The sequence below is a fragment of the Lactobacillus sp. B4015 genome (genome assembly GCF_026536055.1).
GTDB lineage: Bacteria > Bacillota > Bacilli > Lactobacillales > Lactobacillaceae > Lactobacillus > Lactobacillus panisapium.
This window is the reverse complement of the sequence record NZ_JAFNOY010000009.1, coordinates 56226-73646: the sequence shown is the minus strand read 5'-3', so window position 1 is coordinate 73646 and position 17421 is coordinate 56226. Positions and strand designations below refer to the sequence as shown.

Sequence of the window (17421 nt, the reverse complement as noted above, 5' to 3'; positions counted from 1 at the left end):
TAATAGCATAGAAACTAACAATTCAGCTATTAAACTAACAAGCCATTCTTTCATTTTAACAGCTTGTTCCAGCAAAATTAGAAGGCGGTATGCTTTTAATCGCCGATAATCAAAATTTGTCCTACTAGTTAAAGTCATTTTACTATATCAGTTAAAATAAAATTTGTAATAAAAAAGGATTCTACTTTTCATAGGATCCTTTTCTAATCACTTAAAATTGCTCAATTAACTTAATTAATAAGTCAACTTCCACATATAGCGACGCTTAGTTAATGGATGCTTTCTTGCCTTAGCTAATTCTTCAGCAAAGACACGCATTACGCCGGTATGAATCATTGGGTTGAAGTAGTCAATCACATTCTCACTAGCCACTTCATTTAAGCCATAATCTTTGGCATCAATATTAGTGATTTGTGCATCAAATCTTTGCAAGAAGGTCAATGCGCGGGCGTCTAAATGACGAGTTTTGCCATCATTCATGAACAACAAGTATGGTGCGTCTTTTTCTGTAAGTTCAAATGGTCCGTGGAAATATTCACCAGTATGAACTGTTGGGGCAGCAATCCACTGCATTTCCATGAATAAGAACGAAGCGGTTGAGTATGCTACACCAAGTGAAGCACCGCTACTCAAAACATAAATTGTTTTTTCGTCCCGGTATTTTTCACCAAATTCTTTTGCCATTGGTCCAACTGACTTAACTGCATTTTCAATCAAATCTGGCATCCCTTTGAATGCGTCCAAAGCTTCATCGTAGAATTCATATCCTTCAAATTCTTGCACAATCTCGACTGCCAAAGCCAAGCAATAGGTCATCTTTTCAGTTTTAGCAGCATAGTTTTCGTGGAAACCGTGAACTACCTTATATTCAGTTTCCTTAATAATAGGTGAATCTTCTGCCATTGATAAAGTTACGACATGGGTACCAAGCTCTCTGGCCTTCTTAGTAGCAGCAACTGATTCCGGTGTAGTACCACCAAGTGATGCTGTAATGACAATGGTATTTTCACCAACACCCTTTGGCGTATCATAGTTAAATTCATTGGCAGTATAAATCGCAGACAACAACTTAGTGCTTTCATGAGAAATAAAGTAGTAGCCTGGATACAAATCAGCCATTGAAGCACCACAGCCAACAAACAAAACCCGGTCAATGTTAGGTTGCTTTGACTTGATATCACTAACAATTGCCTTAACTTTTTCAAAATCCATAATAATTTTTTCTCCTATCAATAAAATCAAATTTTAAATAACTGGTTACCAATATTTAGTTAAAAATTCCTAATACACTCAGCAAGATACCGCCGACAATACAGATCACCATAATCCAAGCGGTATTAACCTTTTTCTTGATAAGGTAAAACATGCCAAAGGTAAAGGCCAAGGACAGCATCTGTGGGAAAATCGAATCCAACGTCGTTTGTAAAACAAAAGTCTTACCAAATTTAATTGGCGTCGTAATCCCAATCATTGTGGCAATCATGGCCCCAATTACCATCAAACCAACCACATTCATCAATGACATAATGCGGTTAATCGTTCCGTTGCTAATCAGCTTTTGGATATTCTTCTTTCCTTGCAGATAGCCCCATTTGCCGCCCCAATAGGTAACAGCAGCGGACGGAATGATGGAAATTATCATCGCCAGGATTGGACCAAAGATATTGCCTTGTTGAGCCAAGTTAATTCCTAACCCAAAGGCAATAATCTTCACTGTCCCTTGGAAAAAGGAATCACCAATTCCTGACAATGGCCCCATCAATGAAGTCTTTACACTATTAATTGACTCTGGATCAAAGGTATCAGGATTTTCTGCATATTCTTCTTCCATCGCCGAAGATAAACCTAAAACAAATGAGGTTAACTGCGGAGTACAGTTAAAGAAAGCCATATGCCGGTGATAGGCCTCTTTCTTCTTTTGTAATTTTTCTGGGCTGTCTGGTTTTTCACCGTAAATCTCATCAATTGTTGGCGCCATGCCATACATAAAACCCATGTTCATCTGCCGCTCATAGTTCCACGAAGTTTGAATAGCCCATGACCGCCAGAAGAATTGCCAAAATTTATGACGTAATTGCTTATTTGTGTGTTTTTGTTCAGCCATAATTTTTACTCCTATAATTCTTCCAAATCATCTAGGCTGTCATCTTTGGCAGAAGAGCCAGAATCGTTATTACCGTTATTATTCATAAACTTATTCAGGATAATTACTAAAATTACTGCAAAAATGGCAACACTGATTACCGACATCTTGCCGTATGCCGCAATAAAGAATCCTAAGAATAAGTAAACAGCGTTTTTCTTATCAATCATGGTTGACATTAGTAATGCAAATCCGTATGCTGGCAAAATTTTACTTGCTAAGGTCAAGCCGTTTGTCAACCAAGCAGGAATCATTTTTACCAATGCGGTAACTGCATCTGTTCCCAAGAAGATTGCAAAAAAGATTGGAACAAAATAAAGCAAGCCATAAATAATTGGACCATAGACGATATGGTAACTACGAGCCTTTCTAAATTTGCCATCATCAATTGCTTTTTCAACTAACGAGTTAAATGAAGAAAACAGCATTCTGACGACAATAGCAACCAATTGACCTAAAACCGCAACTGGCAAAGCCACAGTTAATGCCGCTTGAGCGCTTGTATGCGATAAAATCGCAAAAGCTGAGGCTACAACTGAGCCCAGAACCATATCGGGTGGTGTAGCAGCACCAACTGCCACAATCCCCATTGATACTAATTGCAGTGTGGCACCAACCATTAGTCCTTTGGCAGGATCTCCTAATGCCAAGCCCACTAGGGTACTGACAATTAATGGTTGTTCAAAATTTTCACGTCCAAGAAGTCTTGAGTCGAACATGGCAAAAACACCAATTAGTCCGACGATTAATGCTTTCCAAAACATTTTTCTAGCCTTTCTTTCTAAATAACATTATTTAGAAGCTCTTTATTAGATGAAGGAACCTGTTGCATTGAAATCTTTATTCCTTGATCACACATCTTTTTTGATAATTTAACCTCTTCAGGCGTCAAGTAAACAGCATTGCTAAAGCGCTTGGCATCAGGCTTTGCTGGAATTAAGCCATAGTTAATTTCTTCAACTGGTCCGAATTGATCAATAAATTTACTCAATTCAGTGACATTTTCAAAGATCAACATAATGTTATCTTTCAAGGCCTTGATTTGATCGATTTTAGCAATTGCAGCATCGACACTAAAAACGTTTAAGCGAACATCTTCTGGTTTAGCTAACTTTAACGACATTTTCTTAAAATCATCTTTAGCAGTGGCTGTGTCAATTACGATTACACGCTCAATATTTGCAAACTTGGTCCACGAAAATATTACCTGTCCATGCAATAAACGGTGATCAACCCTAATTACCTTTATCATAATAAATCTCCTTCATCATCATCTTCGCTCATTAACTTATTAACTGATAAAACTCCCTTCTGTCCTTCGGCAATTGCCTCCAAAATAGCATCTTCACTATCCTGCGCATTCACTGTGGTAACTAAAGTAATAATCAGAGGTAAATTCATGCCAGTCAAAAGCGTTAAGTTATGGTGATCTTTTAATAACTGGATCATTTCATTATTAACAGATCCACCCAATACATCCGTCACAACAATAACTTTGTCCTCTTTACTTGCAGCAACAGATTGCTTGACTTCGGTAATAAAACCTTCGTCATCGGAACCACTGCCATAAGCTTCATACGCCTCAAGATTGTCTTGCTTACCAGCAATCATCTCAACTGTATCCTTCATGCCTTTTGCAAGTTTGCCGTGACTAACTAAAATTATTTTCACTTCTTTTCACCCCTAATCAAAAATCAAATATTCTAAAACGTCTTTTCTAAAAGTATGATGTATTAACACGTATATCTAAATAATATTATAATGCCTAAATTCTGTAAAGCTTTTCTTTGAAAATAATTAAATTATTTTTGCATTATTATCATTTTAAAGCGGTGTCATTGCTTTTTAATGAGATTTTTAATTATTGATCAATCTTAAGGGTATTCTGCCAAAAGCTGCGCTCTTGTTAAGGGCTACAGCAATTAGCAGCATTACTTATACTCTTCTTTCCACATATAGCGCCGAGTCAGATAACTTTCATGTGTTGTATATGATAGTTCCCTCATATAAACGTTATTTAAGATAGAAGAAAAAATTGAATGGTTAAAATATGGGGCAATCTCTTCTGGGAGATCATCTAGGCCAATTTCTTTACCATCTAATACGTATAATTTCTCCCCAGCAAATCTTTGTTCAAATCTTAAAGCACGTTCATCCTCTGGACGCGTTTTTCCAGTAGCGAGCAATTGAAAAATTGATTTTCTCTTATCGGTCACTTCAAATGGTCCGTTGAAGTACTCGTAGCTGTGAATGGTGGGTGAATTCAACTGCAGCATTTCTTCTAAATTACAAATCGAGAAGATATAAGCAGCTCCATAGGCGGGCCCGCTAGCAATAACGTAGATTGTCCTTTGCTTTTTATTTAATTCTGCCCATTTTTTGGCTAAAGGAGTCGTGTATTCGACCGCCCTGCGGTAAATTGGATCTAAATCGGCAAAAGCCGCCATCGCAGCTGCATAATTATCATAGCCTTCAATTTCATTTAATACATTCATAGCAATACATAGACCAATACTGCTATTAACTCGTTCAATCCTACTTTCATCAAGTGCCAAACTCTCATACTTAATTTGGTAGTCAGAGTAGTCTAATAGTGCTGATTTTTCAACATATAAGGAGATTGTGGTTGCGCCCGCATTTTGTGCAATTTGGGAAGCAGCAATTGTTTCCTTAGTACCTCTCATTGAACACAAAACTACTAAGGTGTTTTGGTCCAGATTTTTCGGGGCTGCATAAATAAATTCACCACTGGTATACATTGCGGTAAAAATGTTTTTTGCTTCTTGTTGCAAAAAATAATTAGCTGCATAAAAGCCACCAAATGAGCCACCAGCTCCTACCCACAAAATTTGTTTAATCTTGCCGTGCTTTGCTATCTTTGCTATCGCTTGCTTGACTACCTTTTTCACTTCTTCTTCTATTTTCATCTTTTCCTCCCTTCAAATGATACCTGTATCTTTTAATTATCATAATAAAGCGCTTTATTTAAAAAGTAAAGGCCAAAAATATAATACATGTATTTATTTTTAACAAATAAAAACTAACACCTGTGCTTAAGTAAACATCTTTTGCTATAATATTAATAAACTAATTAAGGTATAGGCAGATTTATGTTAGAAAAAGAAGAAGGACATACGCCCCTTTATATTCATTTAGCGGATATTATCAAAAAACGCATTGATGACAAAAAGTATCGAGAAGGTCACGCCATCCCCTCAGAAATGACTTTGCAAGAGGAATTCAAATTAAGCAGGACTACTGTGCGTAAGGCTTTAAAACTATTGTCTGATCAAAATATTTTGATTAAATTACCGGGAAAAGGAACTTATGTTTCAGATCAGGGTAACGAGGTCAAAACACAGAATCATCATTTTTCTAGTCTCACTGATAGCGTAAAAAAAGCCGGAAAGACGATGTCTACTCGGCTAATTAGCGTTCAGGAAGTCCCAGGTCAACCTGAGCAAAGAAGTTTTTTACAACTACAAGACGATGAGCAATTAATTGAAATTAAACGGTTAAGATACATTGATGAGGTGCCTTTCTGCGTTGAGTGGATTTGGCTACCACCTAAATTTGCCGGGATTGAAAAGGCTGATCTTGATTCGCCGTTATACCAACTATTGAAAAAGAACTTCATGGTATCTCCAAGCACAGGCAAAAAAACTTTTAAAATTACTTTTGCTACTAGAGAAGAATCTTTCTTATTAAACGTAGACGAAAAAACAGCCTTAATGCAAATTAAAGACTTTGTGTATGATAACCACAACTTGCCAATGCACATTTCGCAACAAGTTTTGCGCAGTGACAAGTTCACTTACGCCATTGATCATTAAAATTAACTACCAAAAAAGGGCCTAGTCGAATTGACTAGACCCTTTTTACTTATTAAGTTGTTATTTATATTTATTATCTATTTCAGGCGATTAGTACCAGCCATTTGCTTGCCAAAAGGCCTTAGCAGCTGACCATGAACCATACCGGTTAGCAACGTAACTGTTGGCAACACGTTCTTGGTTTGCAGCAGAGTAGTCACCGTTAAGGTATGAAGCTGAAAGTTGGTATTTACCAATGTATTGGCCGTTTTGAGCACTGTATGAGCCGCCTGATTCACGATTTGCAATCCATGCCTTAGCAGAAGATTCAGAATCAGAACCACCAGCATAATTTTGAGTAGTAGCATTGTAAGAAACATTTGTGCTAGCTGTATTTGCAGCACTGTTATCAGCAACTACTGCTTCTTGGTTAGAAGCGTTTTCTGGGTAATAACCTTTGTTAACATACTCAGCTTTTACCCATTGATTCTTACCCAAGTCATACCACTTGTGACCATTTTTATCATAAGCAGTTTTAATAACTTTCCATGAAGAATTACTTGGTAAAATTTGCCCAGTAGCTTCAGGAGTCTTATAGCTGTTCCAAACGCGGATTGAGTTACCATCAACATAGTTAACAGTCACGACTTCTGCATCATTTTCTACTGTTGCAGCGTGAACAGTTTCCTGATTTTCACTGTTCATTGCAACTACACCAGTAATGGATACAGCTGCTACTGCCGCCGTTTTAGCTAAGATAGATTTTACCTTCAAAAAATATCTCTCCTTAATAAAAAAACCCTATCTTTTTTTCTATATCAAACTAACAAGTAAAGTCCTTACTAATCAATTTGACTGTATACATACTACAGCGTAAAAATTTCAGAACCATAACAAAGTGATCACTCGATTTTTAAGAAAAAGTTACTTAGTAAAAATTGCTTGTCATATTTGTAACATATTTATTACAACAAACAGCATTTAATAATTCCCTATCATAGCAACTAATTACACTAACTTTGCTAAATACAAGAACGTCCGTTTGTACCAAGCAAATGGTCTAGACGAATTAGTAATTTGCAACAAAAATGAAAAACTTCTAGTCCGGCTTTTCATTCCTTGATCCAAAATGCTATAGTTAAATTATATTTTGGAGAAAGGAAACTAATTATGAGTAAATATACTGTTGAATTAGACGAAAAAGACATTCAAATGATTAAGGATTGTCACTTAAAGAACCCATCAATCATGAAGGCATTAGCAAATGCTAAAAAAATTGCAGATTAAGTTCTCTTAATTTGATGCAGTAAAGCTTCTCATATAAAGAAGCTTTTTTCTTTACCCAAATATTGTCTGAAATGTGTGTCATGTGCTGATCACGGTTCAGAACGCCAACCATGCAAAAAGGATTAAAGTAATCAGCAATAGCATCTTCAGTATCTTCAATGCTGAATTTTTTAGCATTAACAATTTTATTCGTTCGAATTGGGTAACAGTGTTATCATAAGTTAAAAGGTAACACTGTTATTAGGAGAAAATTGCTATGAAACATACTAAAGACCAATTAATTTTACGGGCTATACAAGTAATTGATAAGAATGGCTATCAAAATTTGTCTTTGCGTAAACTTACGGCTGCGCTTAATCTAACGACAGGAGCCTTTTATAAACACTTTAAAGATAAAGACGATTTATTTAAAGCAGTAGCCCAAGAATTATCACAGGAGTTTATTGAAGCAATTGACTTTAACAGCAGTTCACCTACTGAACAGCTGTTACAAATTGCTGATTATTTTGTCAATCAAATGCAAAAACACCCAAATAAGATGGAATTTCTGTTTTTTAATGACCAATCTATTATTGCTCTAAAGCAAAAAGATCTTACTTATCCTTTTTTACATAAATTACTACAATTAATTGATCAAATTAACACTAACTCTAATATGAATAATCAAGATTTTTTTATTCAAATTTGGTCATTTATCCAGGGATATACCTTTTTAATTAAAAATAAAGTTACTACTTATCAACCCGACCTAGTACGCAAAACTTTAACAGAAATAATGAAAGGGGCGAACTAACTTGAGCACGTTAATAGTCTATTGTCACCCTTATGAAAAAAGCTTTAATCACGCCATTTTGAGCATGGTAAAAACTAACTTAAACAAGCAAAAGCAACATTTCCAGATAATTGACCTTTATGCTGAACATTTTAATCCGGTCTACGATAAGGAAGAATTACGGTTATACCATGAAGGCGAAACACATGATCCATTAGTAACAAAGTATTTAACCATGTTACAAAATTCATCTAGTATTATTTTTATTACACCTCTTTGGTGGAACAGCATACCAGGAATGCTTAAAGGCTTTATCGACAAGGTGATGAAGGAAGGAGCTGGTCTTTCACATACCGTTTCTTCTCTTGGCATTCATGGTGAACTGACCAACATAAAGCATACCTATGTTCTAACAACTTCCACCTCGCCCAAATTTTATCTTCAATTCTTCTGTGGCAACGCCATTAAACGAGTATTCATCAATCATACTTTAAAGCAACTTGGAATGAAGAGGCGTCATTGGCTTCATTTTGGCGGCATCACGTTTGCTAAATTGTCAAAACGCCAAAAATACTTAAACTATATTGCCAACTATCGTTTTAAATAAAAGGCAAGGTCTCTTCGAAGCCTTGCCTTTTTTATATGCTATTCATTTTTAAATAAGTGATAGATTTCTTCCGGTGTATTAGCCTTTTTTAGACTAGCAATGAAATCCTCATGAGTTAATAATTTTGCCGTATTGGAAAGATATTTTAAATGTGAGTTACTATCTACTTCTGGAATTAAGAATGAAATTACAGTATCGATTTTCTGTCCATCTAGCGACTGCCAATCAATTGGTTTCTTCAATTTCAAGATTATCATCGCCGATTTATTAATTGCTGCTGATTGAGCATGCGGAATTGCAAAACCTTCAGTCATTCCCGTGCTGCCCTCTTGTTCTCGCTGTTTGTAACTGGCCAAAACCTTAGCGGCATCGGTTGCCAAGTTATTTTGTACTGCAAAATCAGCTAAATACTTAAGGGCATCATCACGATCTTTTACATCAACATCAACTTGAATATTATTTAATGCCAAAATTTTACTTGGATCATGGTCTTCGGGATTATCTTGAGCAGTTTCCGTAATGGTTGAACTTTCATTACTTGGAACTACAGCTTCTTTTTTAGCAAATCTGCCGGCAATTAAAGCCAGTAATGCACCAGAAATTATCGCTCCAATGACAATCCAAAGTACCCATAAAAATGGCTTATTGACCAATGGTAAAACAATGAAACCACCATGGGGAGCAGGAACTGTGATCCGTGTCAGGTAAGTTAAAACTGATGCAACAGCTGAACCAACCATAAAAGCAGGAATGTTCCATAATGGGTGTTTGGCAGCAAACGGAATTGCTCCTTCTGTGATATGTGTCGAGCCTAATAAGAAGTTGACATAGCCCGCCGTTTTTTCACTCTTAGTATATGCTTTTGGATTCATTAAAACAGCAAATCCCGTAGCTAGTGGTGGTGCAATACATGCGGCAGAAACGCCAGCCATAAAGTAATAATTGCCTTGGGCTAGTAAAACCGTGCCCGTTACATAAGCAGCCTTATTAATCGGACCACCAAAGTCAGCAGCACACATCATCCCGACGATAATTCCAAGTAATACTGGACTAGTATTTTCAAAGCCTTTTAGCCATGACATCAATCCCAGATTAATTGCTTTTATCGGTGTATTTAACCAGTACATAATTGCACCGGTAATTAATACGCCTAAGACTGGAAATAGAAAAATTGATTTTAGTCCCCTAAATTTATCATCTGGTAAAGGCTGAAATAATTTCTGCAGAAGCCAGACAACGATAACAGCCAGATAACCACCAACAATTGCGCCTAAAAAGCCACCACCGCCGTTAAAAGTTATAAAACCAGCCGCTAGTCCGACTACAAAGCCAGTCCTTTGAGCTAATGCCTCTGCAATATAAGCTCCTAAAACTGGCGCCATTAGGTTCATCGTCGTGCTACCAACTGTATTTAACATTGCAGCAAATTGGTTGTATTCACTATTTTTCGGATCAGCCGAGTTTATTCCCCAAAAAAAGGAGATGGCAATCAATACCCCACCAGCAACTACAAACGGCAACATGTGGGATACCCCATTCATTAATGAAGTATAAAGCTTATTACCAATAGTTTGATTATTTGCCACAGTTTCCGTTGACTGCAGTTTTTTATCTTGGCGATAAACTGGTGCATTCAGAGCCTTGTTAATTAATTCTTCTGGCTCTTTTAATCCCTTGGCAACTGGGACAACTACTAGTTTTTTACCTGCAAATCTCTCTGTACCAACATCAATATCTGAAGCGACAATTACTGCTTGTGCTGCTCCAATTTCGTCACTAGTCAAGCGATTTTCGACCCCAGTTTGTCCGTGAGTCTCAATTTTAATTGTATAGCCTAATTTTTGGGCGGCTTTTTCCAAAGCCTCTTGTGCCATAAAAGTATGGGCAACGCCGGTTGCACACCCAGTCGCACCCACTAAATCATATTTAGCCATTTTATTTCATCCCTTCTTTAACCGTAATTTGCGGCAATAATTTATCTAATTTAAAATCCGTCAAGCCCGTTCTGCTTGCCGTATCACTGCCAGCAGCTACTGCTACTTTTAGTGCTTCACTAATTGACTGACCTTTTTCTATGAAGGCAAGAAAAGTACCCAACATCGTGTCACCAGCACACGCTGAATTGACCACTTTGATTTTAGGAGCATTGGCAAATAAAACTTCTTTTTCATTAATTAGTGCTGCTCCTCTTGCACCAAGCGAAACTAGGACATTTTGACAGCCCGCCTGCACCAATTTCTGCGCTAATTCAACCGTTTTGGCACTAGTCATTTCACCTTGATAATGGTAAAAACTGGCCAGTTCGGTTTCGTTAGGCTTAAGTAAAAACGGATGGTACGGTAGGGTATCAATCACCGCCAAATAGCTACTATCAATTACCAGCTTCGCTTTTTTGGCAGCGACAATCCGGGCAATTTGCACCAAATAACTTGGTTCGATCCCCTGGGCAAAGCTACCAGAAATTACCACTAAATCTTCTTCAGTAAGTGTTTCCTCAAAATAAGCCAAAAATTGCTGCTGCACTTCTGTGCTAATTTCTGGTCCAGGATTAACCTCTTTATATTCAGTATTCTGGTCAATGACATTAGTGAAAACATTCACTCTAGTTAAACCATTCACCTTCAAAAATTTAGTTTTGATTCCCTTTGCCGCCAATCCATTAGTAACGTAGTCAAGCGTGAACCCGCCACCAATACCGGTCGCAACACTTTTAATGCCAAGCTTTTTTAAAATAAATGATACATTGACGCCTTTGCCATTAGGCTGCAATTCAAAACTTTCCGTTCGATTAACAACTTTTGGTTCTAATTTTTTCGTCACAATTACTAAATCGATTGCTGGATTTAAAGTTATTGTATAAATCAATGCTTTTTCTCCTTTTCCTTGCCTTTTGTACTATTATAAAGAGAATAAAGTGTAACGATTTTCATAAATGATAGCGTTTACTAAAAATAACAGAAAACTATTTACAAAAGAGGTATAATCATGCCGACAAAAGAACTAAGTTCCGCTGAATTGCATCTTTGGAATATTGTCGAAAATAATCCGGATAAAATTGCTAAAATGTCAATCGTTAAGTTAAGCCAATTTGCTAATGTTTCTACTGCCACAATTGTTCGCACAATGCAAAAGATGGGTTACAGTGGCTATACTTCTTATCGCGAAGCACTAAAACTAAAAAGTAAATCCAATTCTACTTTTACGGTTTTGAATGATGCAGATGACAAGATTAGGAGCGTTATTACTAAAAACGAGATTGAAATGAATAATACTCTGCACAACCTTAATTACAGTACGATTGAAGATAGCATCTCCATGACTAAACAAGCTAAGATCGTTTATTTATTTGCTCGGGGACTTTCAGAATCGATTGCACATGAAATGATGGTTAAATTGCAGCTAACTGGCAAATACTGTGAGTTCCATTCCGATCCTAATATCATTATGACAATTGCTAATAAATTAAACCATGATGCTCTTGCTATTTTTATTACGCTGAATGGCGAAACAAAAGAATTGGTCAAGGCAGCCAAAACATTGCGAAAAAATGATATTCCTATTTTAACTTTTACTACTAACCCAGCTGGCAGCATTTTAGCTTTCTCAACGCTTTCTTTCATTGGCTACAAGTCAAAAACAAATTACTTTCCCGAATATGAAGTACGCTCACGCCTGCCATTGCAGATTATGACGAGAATTTTTTGCGATGCATATTCAGTCAGAACCAACTTTTTCAAGACCAACTAAAAAAGGCTGCTAGTTTTTCTACTAGTCAGCCAGCTTATTGAGTTTTATAAGTAAATTCTTGTCATAATTAAATAAGCGCAGACAAAAGCACGATTCCGTTATTAATCACTGAATCGTGCTTTGTAATAGTCTTATTAACTTATTCGCGATTATTGAACCGTCAATTTATCACGCCAAGATTTTGCTCCTTTGAGCGCTTGGTTTAAGTTTTCAATGTTTTCTTTACCTTTAGTTGATAACCATTTGCGCCCAGCTGCTTCACTTTCACTTGCAAAAGGCTTAATAGCAGGCTTCCAAGTTGCACGTCCACATAAGACTCCGTTAAAGTCAGCTCCAGCTTCTTCGGCCATTTTGATTTCAGCAATAAATTCTTCACTCGTTACGCCAGCAGATAGGAATATAAATGGCAGGTCAGTAATATCAGATTGCTGTTTAAGCAAGTCTTTAGCTTGTTCTTGTGTGTAAACCACCTCATTATTTCCATTAAAGCCTTCTACAAACTTGATATTAAATGGAATTTCCACCTTCAAAACGGTAACTTCATATTGCGGTGCGGAGAATTCTTTCATCGCTTGTAAAACCTTATTAGCTTTAACTTTGGCAAATTCTGCACTTTTTGTATCTTCAATCTTGCTATCATAAGTCAATAGCTCAAGGAAAAATGGTAATTCGTTAGCTTTTGCTTCAGCGCCAACCCGCTCTACAAAGGCCTTCTTCTTATCATTGATTTCTTGGCCTTCATCCGGATCATAGTAAAGCAAAAACTTAATCGCATCCCCGCCTTCATTCTTAATGCGCAACCCAGATTGGTTAGCAATCAGATCTGGCATTCTGCCAGGCTCAGTAGTATCATAACCAGTCTTTTCGTAAGAAAGAAGCAAACCACAATTCTTGTCTCGGACTTTAGTTGCTGGTAAGCCATACTCTGGATCTGTCAAAATTGACGAGGCATAAGGTGTCAATTCACTTGAAACTGCCTTTTTAAAATCAACAATTGTTGTTTCATCAGCAGGTTTATTAGCAGCATCAGCCAGCATTTTCTTTAAAGAACCACGCTGATCGATTGCTAACGCACTAATTACGCCATCTTTAGTTGACAAATTTTCCAGATGTTTTGCAACTGCGGAAGATATTGATCTCATTATAAATCTCCTTTAACATTCTCTTTAATCGCACACGGTTATTATATACTCATTGTAAGCGCATTTAAAGAAGCGGTCGGATTTACGAAAAACTTTTCAGCTTTGAGATCAATTTTGAAAAAGTTTACAGCTCCCTAACAGCCTTTATTAGAAAATTAAAGGTAAAAACTATTTTTCCACATTTAACCATTTATTTTAGGCTTTTTTATAGATTAAGAATTCGGTTCCCGAAACAAACTCATTAACTGAACCTCCAGTTGGAATAATAAATCTTATCCAAGCTGCTTTGGTTCCCGGCGCAAACTTAATTTCCTTAGTTGAACTATCTTTTGCCCAATTCGAAGCACTACCAACCTCTTGCCAATTAGTTCCGTCTAAACTTACTTCAATCTTAATTGTCGTAATAATCCCATTAGTTCCACCATCATTACGCGGAAGATAAACAAAACGATCAAGATCTGTCGGCTCAGCTAATTGTGCGGTTATCGTCATTGGCGTAGCCGCCTGTTTGTTGCCATCAGAGAACCAATTAGAATGTGCAATTGTGCTTAAGTCATGGTCAAAAAGATTTTCAACCGGCTGATCGTCTTCCCAAATATTGGTGTCTTTAATGTTGGAACTAGTCTTAACTGACGTTATTTTTACGGTGTTTTTCAAAATACTTTCTTTCGCTGAGAAGGTTTGAATAGTGCTCCATTTGGAAGCTCCGTTAGGTGTAACCGCCTGAACCTGGAATGTGTGTGCAGACTCTGGCCTAATATTTGGTAAGGTAAATTTGGTTTCTTTAATATTGGTATGTAAAACTCCATCTACCTTTAAATTGTAACTTGTACTGTCTACTACAGGATTCCAAGTAACTGTGATTGCATTTTCAGTTGTTCCCTCATTGTCTTGCTTTAAAGCAGTTGGTTGAGCAATATTTGCATTCTCAGCCGGTAACTGGTTAACAATAGCAGTATCTTTGTTAAACCCGGTAATTGAAACTGTAAGTGAATTGCGAGTTACATCAGTTGCAGCCAACTTAATTCTTAAGAAAGTTTGCTTCACTGCACCAGCCATCTTATCTAGGTATGAGTTAGTGCTGTAATTCTGATCAAGGAAATAAACGTTATTAGATTTATTAAAGTCAGCCAGATCATGTGCCTGTCGTAAAGAAATATTCTTATTGCCAGCTTTCACCTTAATTGTTGCTGGCTCTTGCGTGGTTTTCACAGCAAATTCAGTCGTCCTATTTGGTTCAAAGCCAGCATATTGTCCCTTCGTCTTAGCAACATTAATAGTTAAAGTAGTATTTTGTAAGTTGCTGGTAATGGTAGTTTCGGCGTGCTGACCAGATTGATATTGGGCCGAAATGCCGTCATCTTCGTACACAGTAAAACTGCTATGTCCACTAGGATAAATTTCAAACTGGCGCTGATTCTTTAGTGACTGATATTCTTGCGGGGTATTAGTCGCTGGGGCAACCGGTATAATTGCACCTGCTTTAACAAAGACTGGAAGTTTCCAGATTGGAGCGGCAAAATTATTAATAACCTGACCTCCTTGATATTGCTTACCGGTGTAGTAGTCAATCCAAACCTGGTTCTTGTCTGGTAAATAAATTCCATTGCGAATATCATTTCCGGCTTGATCACTAGCAGTATTTTGATAAATTGGGGCAATTAAGAAATTGTCTCCCCACAAATACTGGTACTTAACCAAATCAGTGTATGCGGCAGGTTCGGTAGGATAATCAAGGAACATCGCCCGTACCATTGGCTTTCCAGCAAAAGTCGCTTCAGACGCAATACTATAAATGTAAGGCATTAACATTGATTTTTGCTTTAGATAAGCGCGATTAATTGCTGTGGTGGCATCATCAAATGCAAACGGATTCTTCGGATTGCTGCCCCAGCCATCCATATTTAATTGAATTGGTGTAAAAGCTTTCCATTGATAGTCTCTAGTGTTAATGATTGCATTTTTACCACCAAATATACCGTCCATATCTGAAGCTGCATTAGGTTGCCCAGACAGACCCTCACCGATATAGGTTGGAATTTGGAAGCGAATATATTCCCATTCTCCACCGGTTTCATCACCAGTCCAAACTGCGGCTGTGTTCTGGGTGCCAGCCCAGCCATCAACTGTCACAATAAATGGGCGCAAGCTGTCGCCTTTAATTTTTTTGATCATTTTGGCGGCTGTTTGCGTACCGTTAAGACCAAAGGAATAGCCATTGCCGACCCAAGCTACGTCCGTCTTAAGAGCGGTCACTCCAGCAGCAATTTCTTGCTCAAAATCACGGTCATCTGGCTTAGGGTTAGCCGGATCTGCGGGAGAAAGGTTTTGTTGAGTCCATAAACCGACCTGAATTCCCTTGGAATTAGCGTATTTAATAAAGTCATGCAAGTTCGCAATATTTCCCTTTAAAGTATCCGTTTGACCATACCCTGCACCGTAACCATCGTTTGGCAAAAACCAACCAATTGGCATGTCGTGATCTAAATATTGGTCAAGCATTGCACGCGCACTGAACTGATAACTCGTGCCGCCATGCTCACCATTTAGCGTTTCACGAATTGCTTTATCCTTGTATTCTGCTGGCAACTCCTTTGGTTGATACTCTTTATAGTATTTTCCATCAGGATATTTGATTGCACCGTTGGTATCAGGAGTAACTTCAACCCAATAATCACGATTATAAGCATTTAAATGGGCCTCATAAAAACCATAGATTGGCGTCAAGGCAGGCAAGCCGGTTAATTCTTGATAGTCATGGATTAAATCATACGGTGAATCATCGAAAAAGTAGATTGCGTCAAAACGGTTTTCATCGTGCGTTGTCGTTACTAAACCGTCAGCTGCACTATCAAAGTCATATCGTCCCGGCTTAAAGGTATAACGTAAAACGCCGTAACCATTCGAGGACCAGTAAAATGGGTTAGGTGATGCTACACCTTGATCAACCCAATTGTTTGTATTTTCGATTTTAATATTGTCACCAGTTAGATTAAAACGGCCATTTTGCGTACCACCACCAAAATAATGACTGCCGGCAGGATCCTTTAAAGTCTGTGTACTTGACTTATCCGTAATTTCGATTGGCTTAGCCTCTTGTAAAATTGTGCGCTTCCCCTTAGTCACACTCATAGTGCCAGCTGCTTGATCAAAATTAATCTCGATTGCACCGGTCGAAAGCTTCCAGCCCTTACTACTTTTAGTTGCAGTTGTTTTTTTCAAACCCTTTTTACCGTAAGCATCCTGACCCTTGGCCAGCATTTTAGCGTTCAAATCCGCTTCTGATTGCTCGGGCTCATCATATTTTTTAGTTGGGTCAAGATAATAGCGGAACATCTTGGGGCTTAAAACATATAGTCTGGCAACTCGGCCATTTGCATAAGTAACCTCAAAATAATTTTCTTTTTTAACTATATTGATAATTGATTGCTGCATTACTTCATTTCCTTTACTTGTTTCTCGCGGCTGCTCAGTATCTGGTACGGAATTTTGCTCAGAGCCATTTTCTTCTATTGCCTGCTTATCAGCTGGGGATTGTGAATTACTACTTTCACTAATGTTTTCTATAGCAGCAGCCGATACATTTTCCGTCTTTACACCGCAATATAAGGCACTAGCACCAATAAAACCCGTAGTGATTATGACAGACGCTGCGCCCGCATTAAACCGCCTAATAGACCAACGATTAATACATTTACTAACTTTCTTTTGTTTACCTAATCGATTATTTTTACCTAGCATATGCTATCTCCTTGATAAAAATTAAAATTACTAGATTTTTGGAAAGCGTTTTATTATATAATTATATAATAGGTATAGATTTTATGACATACTTTAACGAAAAATATTAACTTTTATTTATTGATTATAAAAAATAATATATTACATATTTACTATGTGGATGGAATGAA

At 37.3% G+C, this 17421-nt stretch carries 14 protein-coding genes and 2 pseudogenes; 4 read left to right on the top strand and 12 right to left on the bottom strand.

The annotated features are described in order from the left end of the window. Window positions 1-234: 234 nt before the first annotated feature. From J3U71_RS09465 to J3U71_RS09440, 6 genes are all read right to left on the bottom strand, one after another. Entirely contained in the window at window positions 235-1212 is a 978-nt protein-coding gene (locus J3U71_RS09465) for an SIS domain-containing protein (protein WP_220220787.1), read from the bottom strand. Between the two features lie 55 nt (window positions 1213-1267). Then, window positions 1268-2104 (bottom strand): PTS system mannose/fructose/sorbose family transporter subunit IID, encoded by an 837-nt coding sequence (locus tag J3U71_RS09460; protein WP_267393903.1) that lies wholly within the window; start codon window positions 2102-2104, stop codon window positions 1268-1270. Window positions 2105-2115: 11 nt separating this feature from the next. Beyond that, on the bottom strand, window positions 2116-2907 hold the full coding sequence (locus J3U71_RS09455; RefSeq protein ID WP_267393905.1) for a PTS mannose/fructose/sorbose/N-acetylgalactosamine transporter subunit IIC: 792 nt from the start codon (window positions 2905-2907) through the stop codon (window positions 2116-2118). A gap of 17 nt (window positions 2908-2924) precedes the next feature. Beyond that, window positions 2925-3395: a PTS sugar transporter subunit IIB gene (locus tag J3U71_RS09450; protein WP_103753083.1), complete on the bottom strand. Its 471-nt coding sequence runs from the start codon at window positions 3393-3395 to the stop codon at window positions 2925-2927. Further along, window positions 3392-3814 carry a PTS sugar transporter subunit IIA gene (locus J3U71_RS09445; RefSeq protein ID WP_103753084.1) on the bottom strand — a complete coding sequence of 141 codons (423 nt, stop codon included), beginning with the start codon at window positions 3812-3814 and terminating at the stop codon, window positions 3392-3394. The genes J3U71_RS09450 and J3U71_RS09445 overlap by 4 nt, the downstream gene beginning before the upstream one ends. A 260-nt stretch (window positions 3815-4074) precedes the next feature. Continuing rightward, entirely contained in the window at window positions 4075-5070 is a 996-nt protein-coding gene (locus J3U71_RS09440; RefSeq protein WP_267393906.1) for a sugar isomerase, read from the bottom strand. 183 nt (window positions 5071-5253) lie between these two features. On the opposite strand from J3U71_RS09440, the gene J3U71_RS09435 reads away from it, so the two are divergent. Beyond that, complete coding sequence (locus tag J3U71_RS09435; protein ID WP_220269214.1) at window positions 5254-5976, top strand: GntR family transcriptional regulator; 723 nt, start codon at window positions 5254-5256, stop codon at window positions 5974-5976. A 90-nt stretch (window positions 5977-6066) separates the two neighbouring features. On the opposite strand, the gene J3U71_RS09430 is transcribed toward J3U71_RS09435, so the two are convergent. Continuing rightward, on the bottom strand, window positions 6067-6729 hold the full coding sequence (locus tag J3U71_RS09430) for an SLAP domain-containing protein (protein WP_220269213.1): 663 nt from the start codon (window positions 6727-6729) through the stop codon (window positions 6067-6069). Window positions 6730-7498: 769 nt separating this feature from the next. Between J3U71_RS09430 and J3U71_RS09425 the strand changes: the two genes are divergently transcribed. After that, complete coding sequence (locus tag J3U71_RS09425) at window positions 7499-8035, top strand: TetR/AcrR family transcriptional regulator (protein ID WP_103753088.1); 537 nt, start codon at window positions 7499-7501, stop codon at window positions 8033-8035. Window position 8036: 1 nt separating this feature from the next. Further along, window positions 8037-8621 carry an NAD(P)H-dependent oxidoreductase gene (locus J3U71_RS09420; protein ID WP_220269211.1) on the top strand — a complete coding sequence of 195 codons (585 nt, stop codon included), beginning with the start codon at window positions 8037-8039 and terminating at the stop codon, window positions 8619-8621. Between the two features lie 38 nt (window positions 8622-8659). Here J3U71_RS09420 and J3U71_RS09415 read toward each other — a convergent pair. From J3U71_RS09415 to pfkB, 3 genes and pseudogenes are all read right to left on the bottom strand, one after another. Further along, window positions 8660-10192: pseudogene (locus J3U71_RS09415) on the bottom strand (fructose-specific PTS transporter subunit EIIC); the annotation flags it as partial. Between the two features lie 62 nt (window positions 10193-10254). Then, window positions 10255-10555, bottom strand: a pseudogene (locus tag J3U71_RS11650) (PTS fructose transporter subunit IIB); the annotation flags it as partial. 1 nt (window position 10556) lies between these two features. Then, entirely contained in the window at window positions 10557-11486 is a 930-nt protein-coding gene (pfkB, locus tag J3U71_RS09410; RefSeq protein WP_267393908.1) for a 1-phosphofructokinase, read from the bottom strand. Window positions 11487-11606: 120 nt separating this feature from the next. Between pfkB and J3U71_RS09405 the strand changes: the two genes are divergently transcribed. After that, the gene (locus tag J3U71_RS09405) at window positions 11607-12368 is read left to right on the top strand and encodes a MurR/RpiR family transcriptional regulator (RefSeq protein ID WP_220269208.1); all 762 of its coding nucleotides are present in this window, start codon (window positions 11607-11609) and stop codon (window positions 12366-12368) included. A 149-nt stretch (window positions 12369-12517) separates the two neighbouring features. Here J3U71_RS09405 and J3U71_RS09400 read toward each other — a convergent pair whose 3' ends face one another. Next, window positions 12518-13510 (bottom strand): tagatose 1,6-diphosphate aldolase, encoded by a 993-nt coding sequence (locus tag J3U71_RS09400; protein WP_220269207.1) that lies wholly within the window; start codon window positions 13508-13510, stop codon window positions 12518-12520. Window positions 13511-13705: 195 nt separating this feature from the next. Further along, entirely contained in the window at window positions 13706-17251 is a 3546-nt protein-coding gene (locus tag J3U71_RS09395) for a TIM-barrel domain-containing protein (protein WP_267393909.1), read from the bottom strand. Window positions 17252-17421: the final 170 nt, after the last annotated feature.

Coding starts and splice junctions, on each gene's coding strand:
- J3U71_RS09435 (WP_220269214.1), top strand. CDS start 5,254: ATGTTAGAAAAAGAAGAAGGACATACGCCCCTTTATATTCATTTAGCG.
- J3U71_RS09455 (WP_267393905.1), bottom strand. CDS start 2,907: ATGTTTTGGAAAGCATTAATCGTCGGACTAATTGGTGTTTTTGCCATG.
- J3U71_RS09400 (WP_220269207.1), bottom strand. CDS start 13,510: ATGAGATCAATATCTTCCGCAGTTGCAAAACATCTGGAAAATTTGTCA.
- J3U71_RS09450 (WP_103753083.1), bottom strand. CDS start 3,395: ATGATAAAGGTAATTAGGGTTGATCACCGTTTATTGCATGGACAGGTA.
- J3U71_RS09405 (WP_220269208.1), top strand. CDS start 11,607: ATGCCGACAAAAGAACTAAGTTCCGCTGAATTGCATCTTTGGAATATT.
- J3U71_RS09440 (WP_267393906.1), bottom strand. CDS start 5,070: ATGAAAATAGAAGAAGAAGTGAAAAAGGTAGTCAAGCAAGCGATAGCA.
- J3U71_RS09395 (WP_267393909.1), bottom strand. CDS start 17,251: ATGCTAGGTAAAAATAATCGATTAGGTAAACAAAAGAAAGTTAGTAAA.
- J3U71_RS09465 (WP_220220787.1), bottom strand. CDS start 1,212: ATGGATTTTGAAAAAGTTAAGGCAATTGTTAGTGATATCAAGTCAAAG.
- J3U71_RS09425 (WP_103753088.1), top strand. CDS start 7,499: ATGAAACATACTAAAGACCAATTAATTTTACGGGCTATACAAGTAATT.
- J3U71_RS09460 (WP_267393903.1), bottom strand. CDS start 2,104: ATGGCTGAACAAAAACACACAAATAAGCAATTACGTCATAAATTTTGG.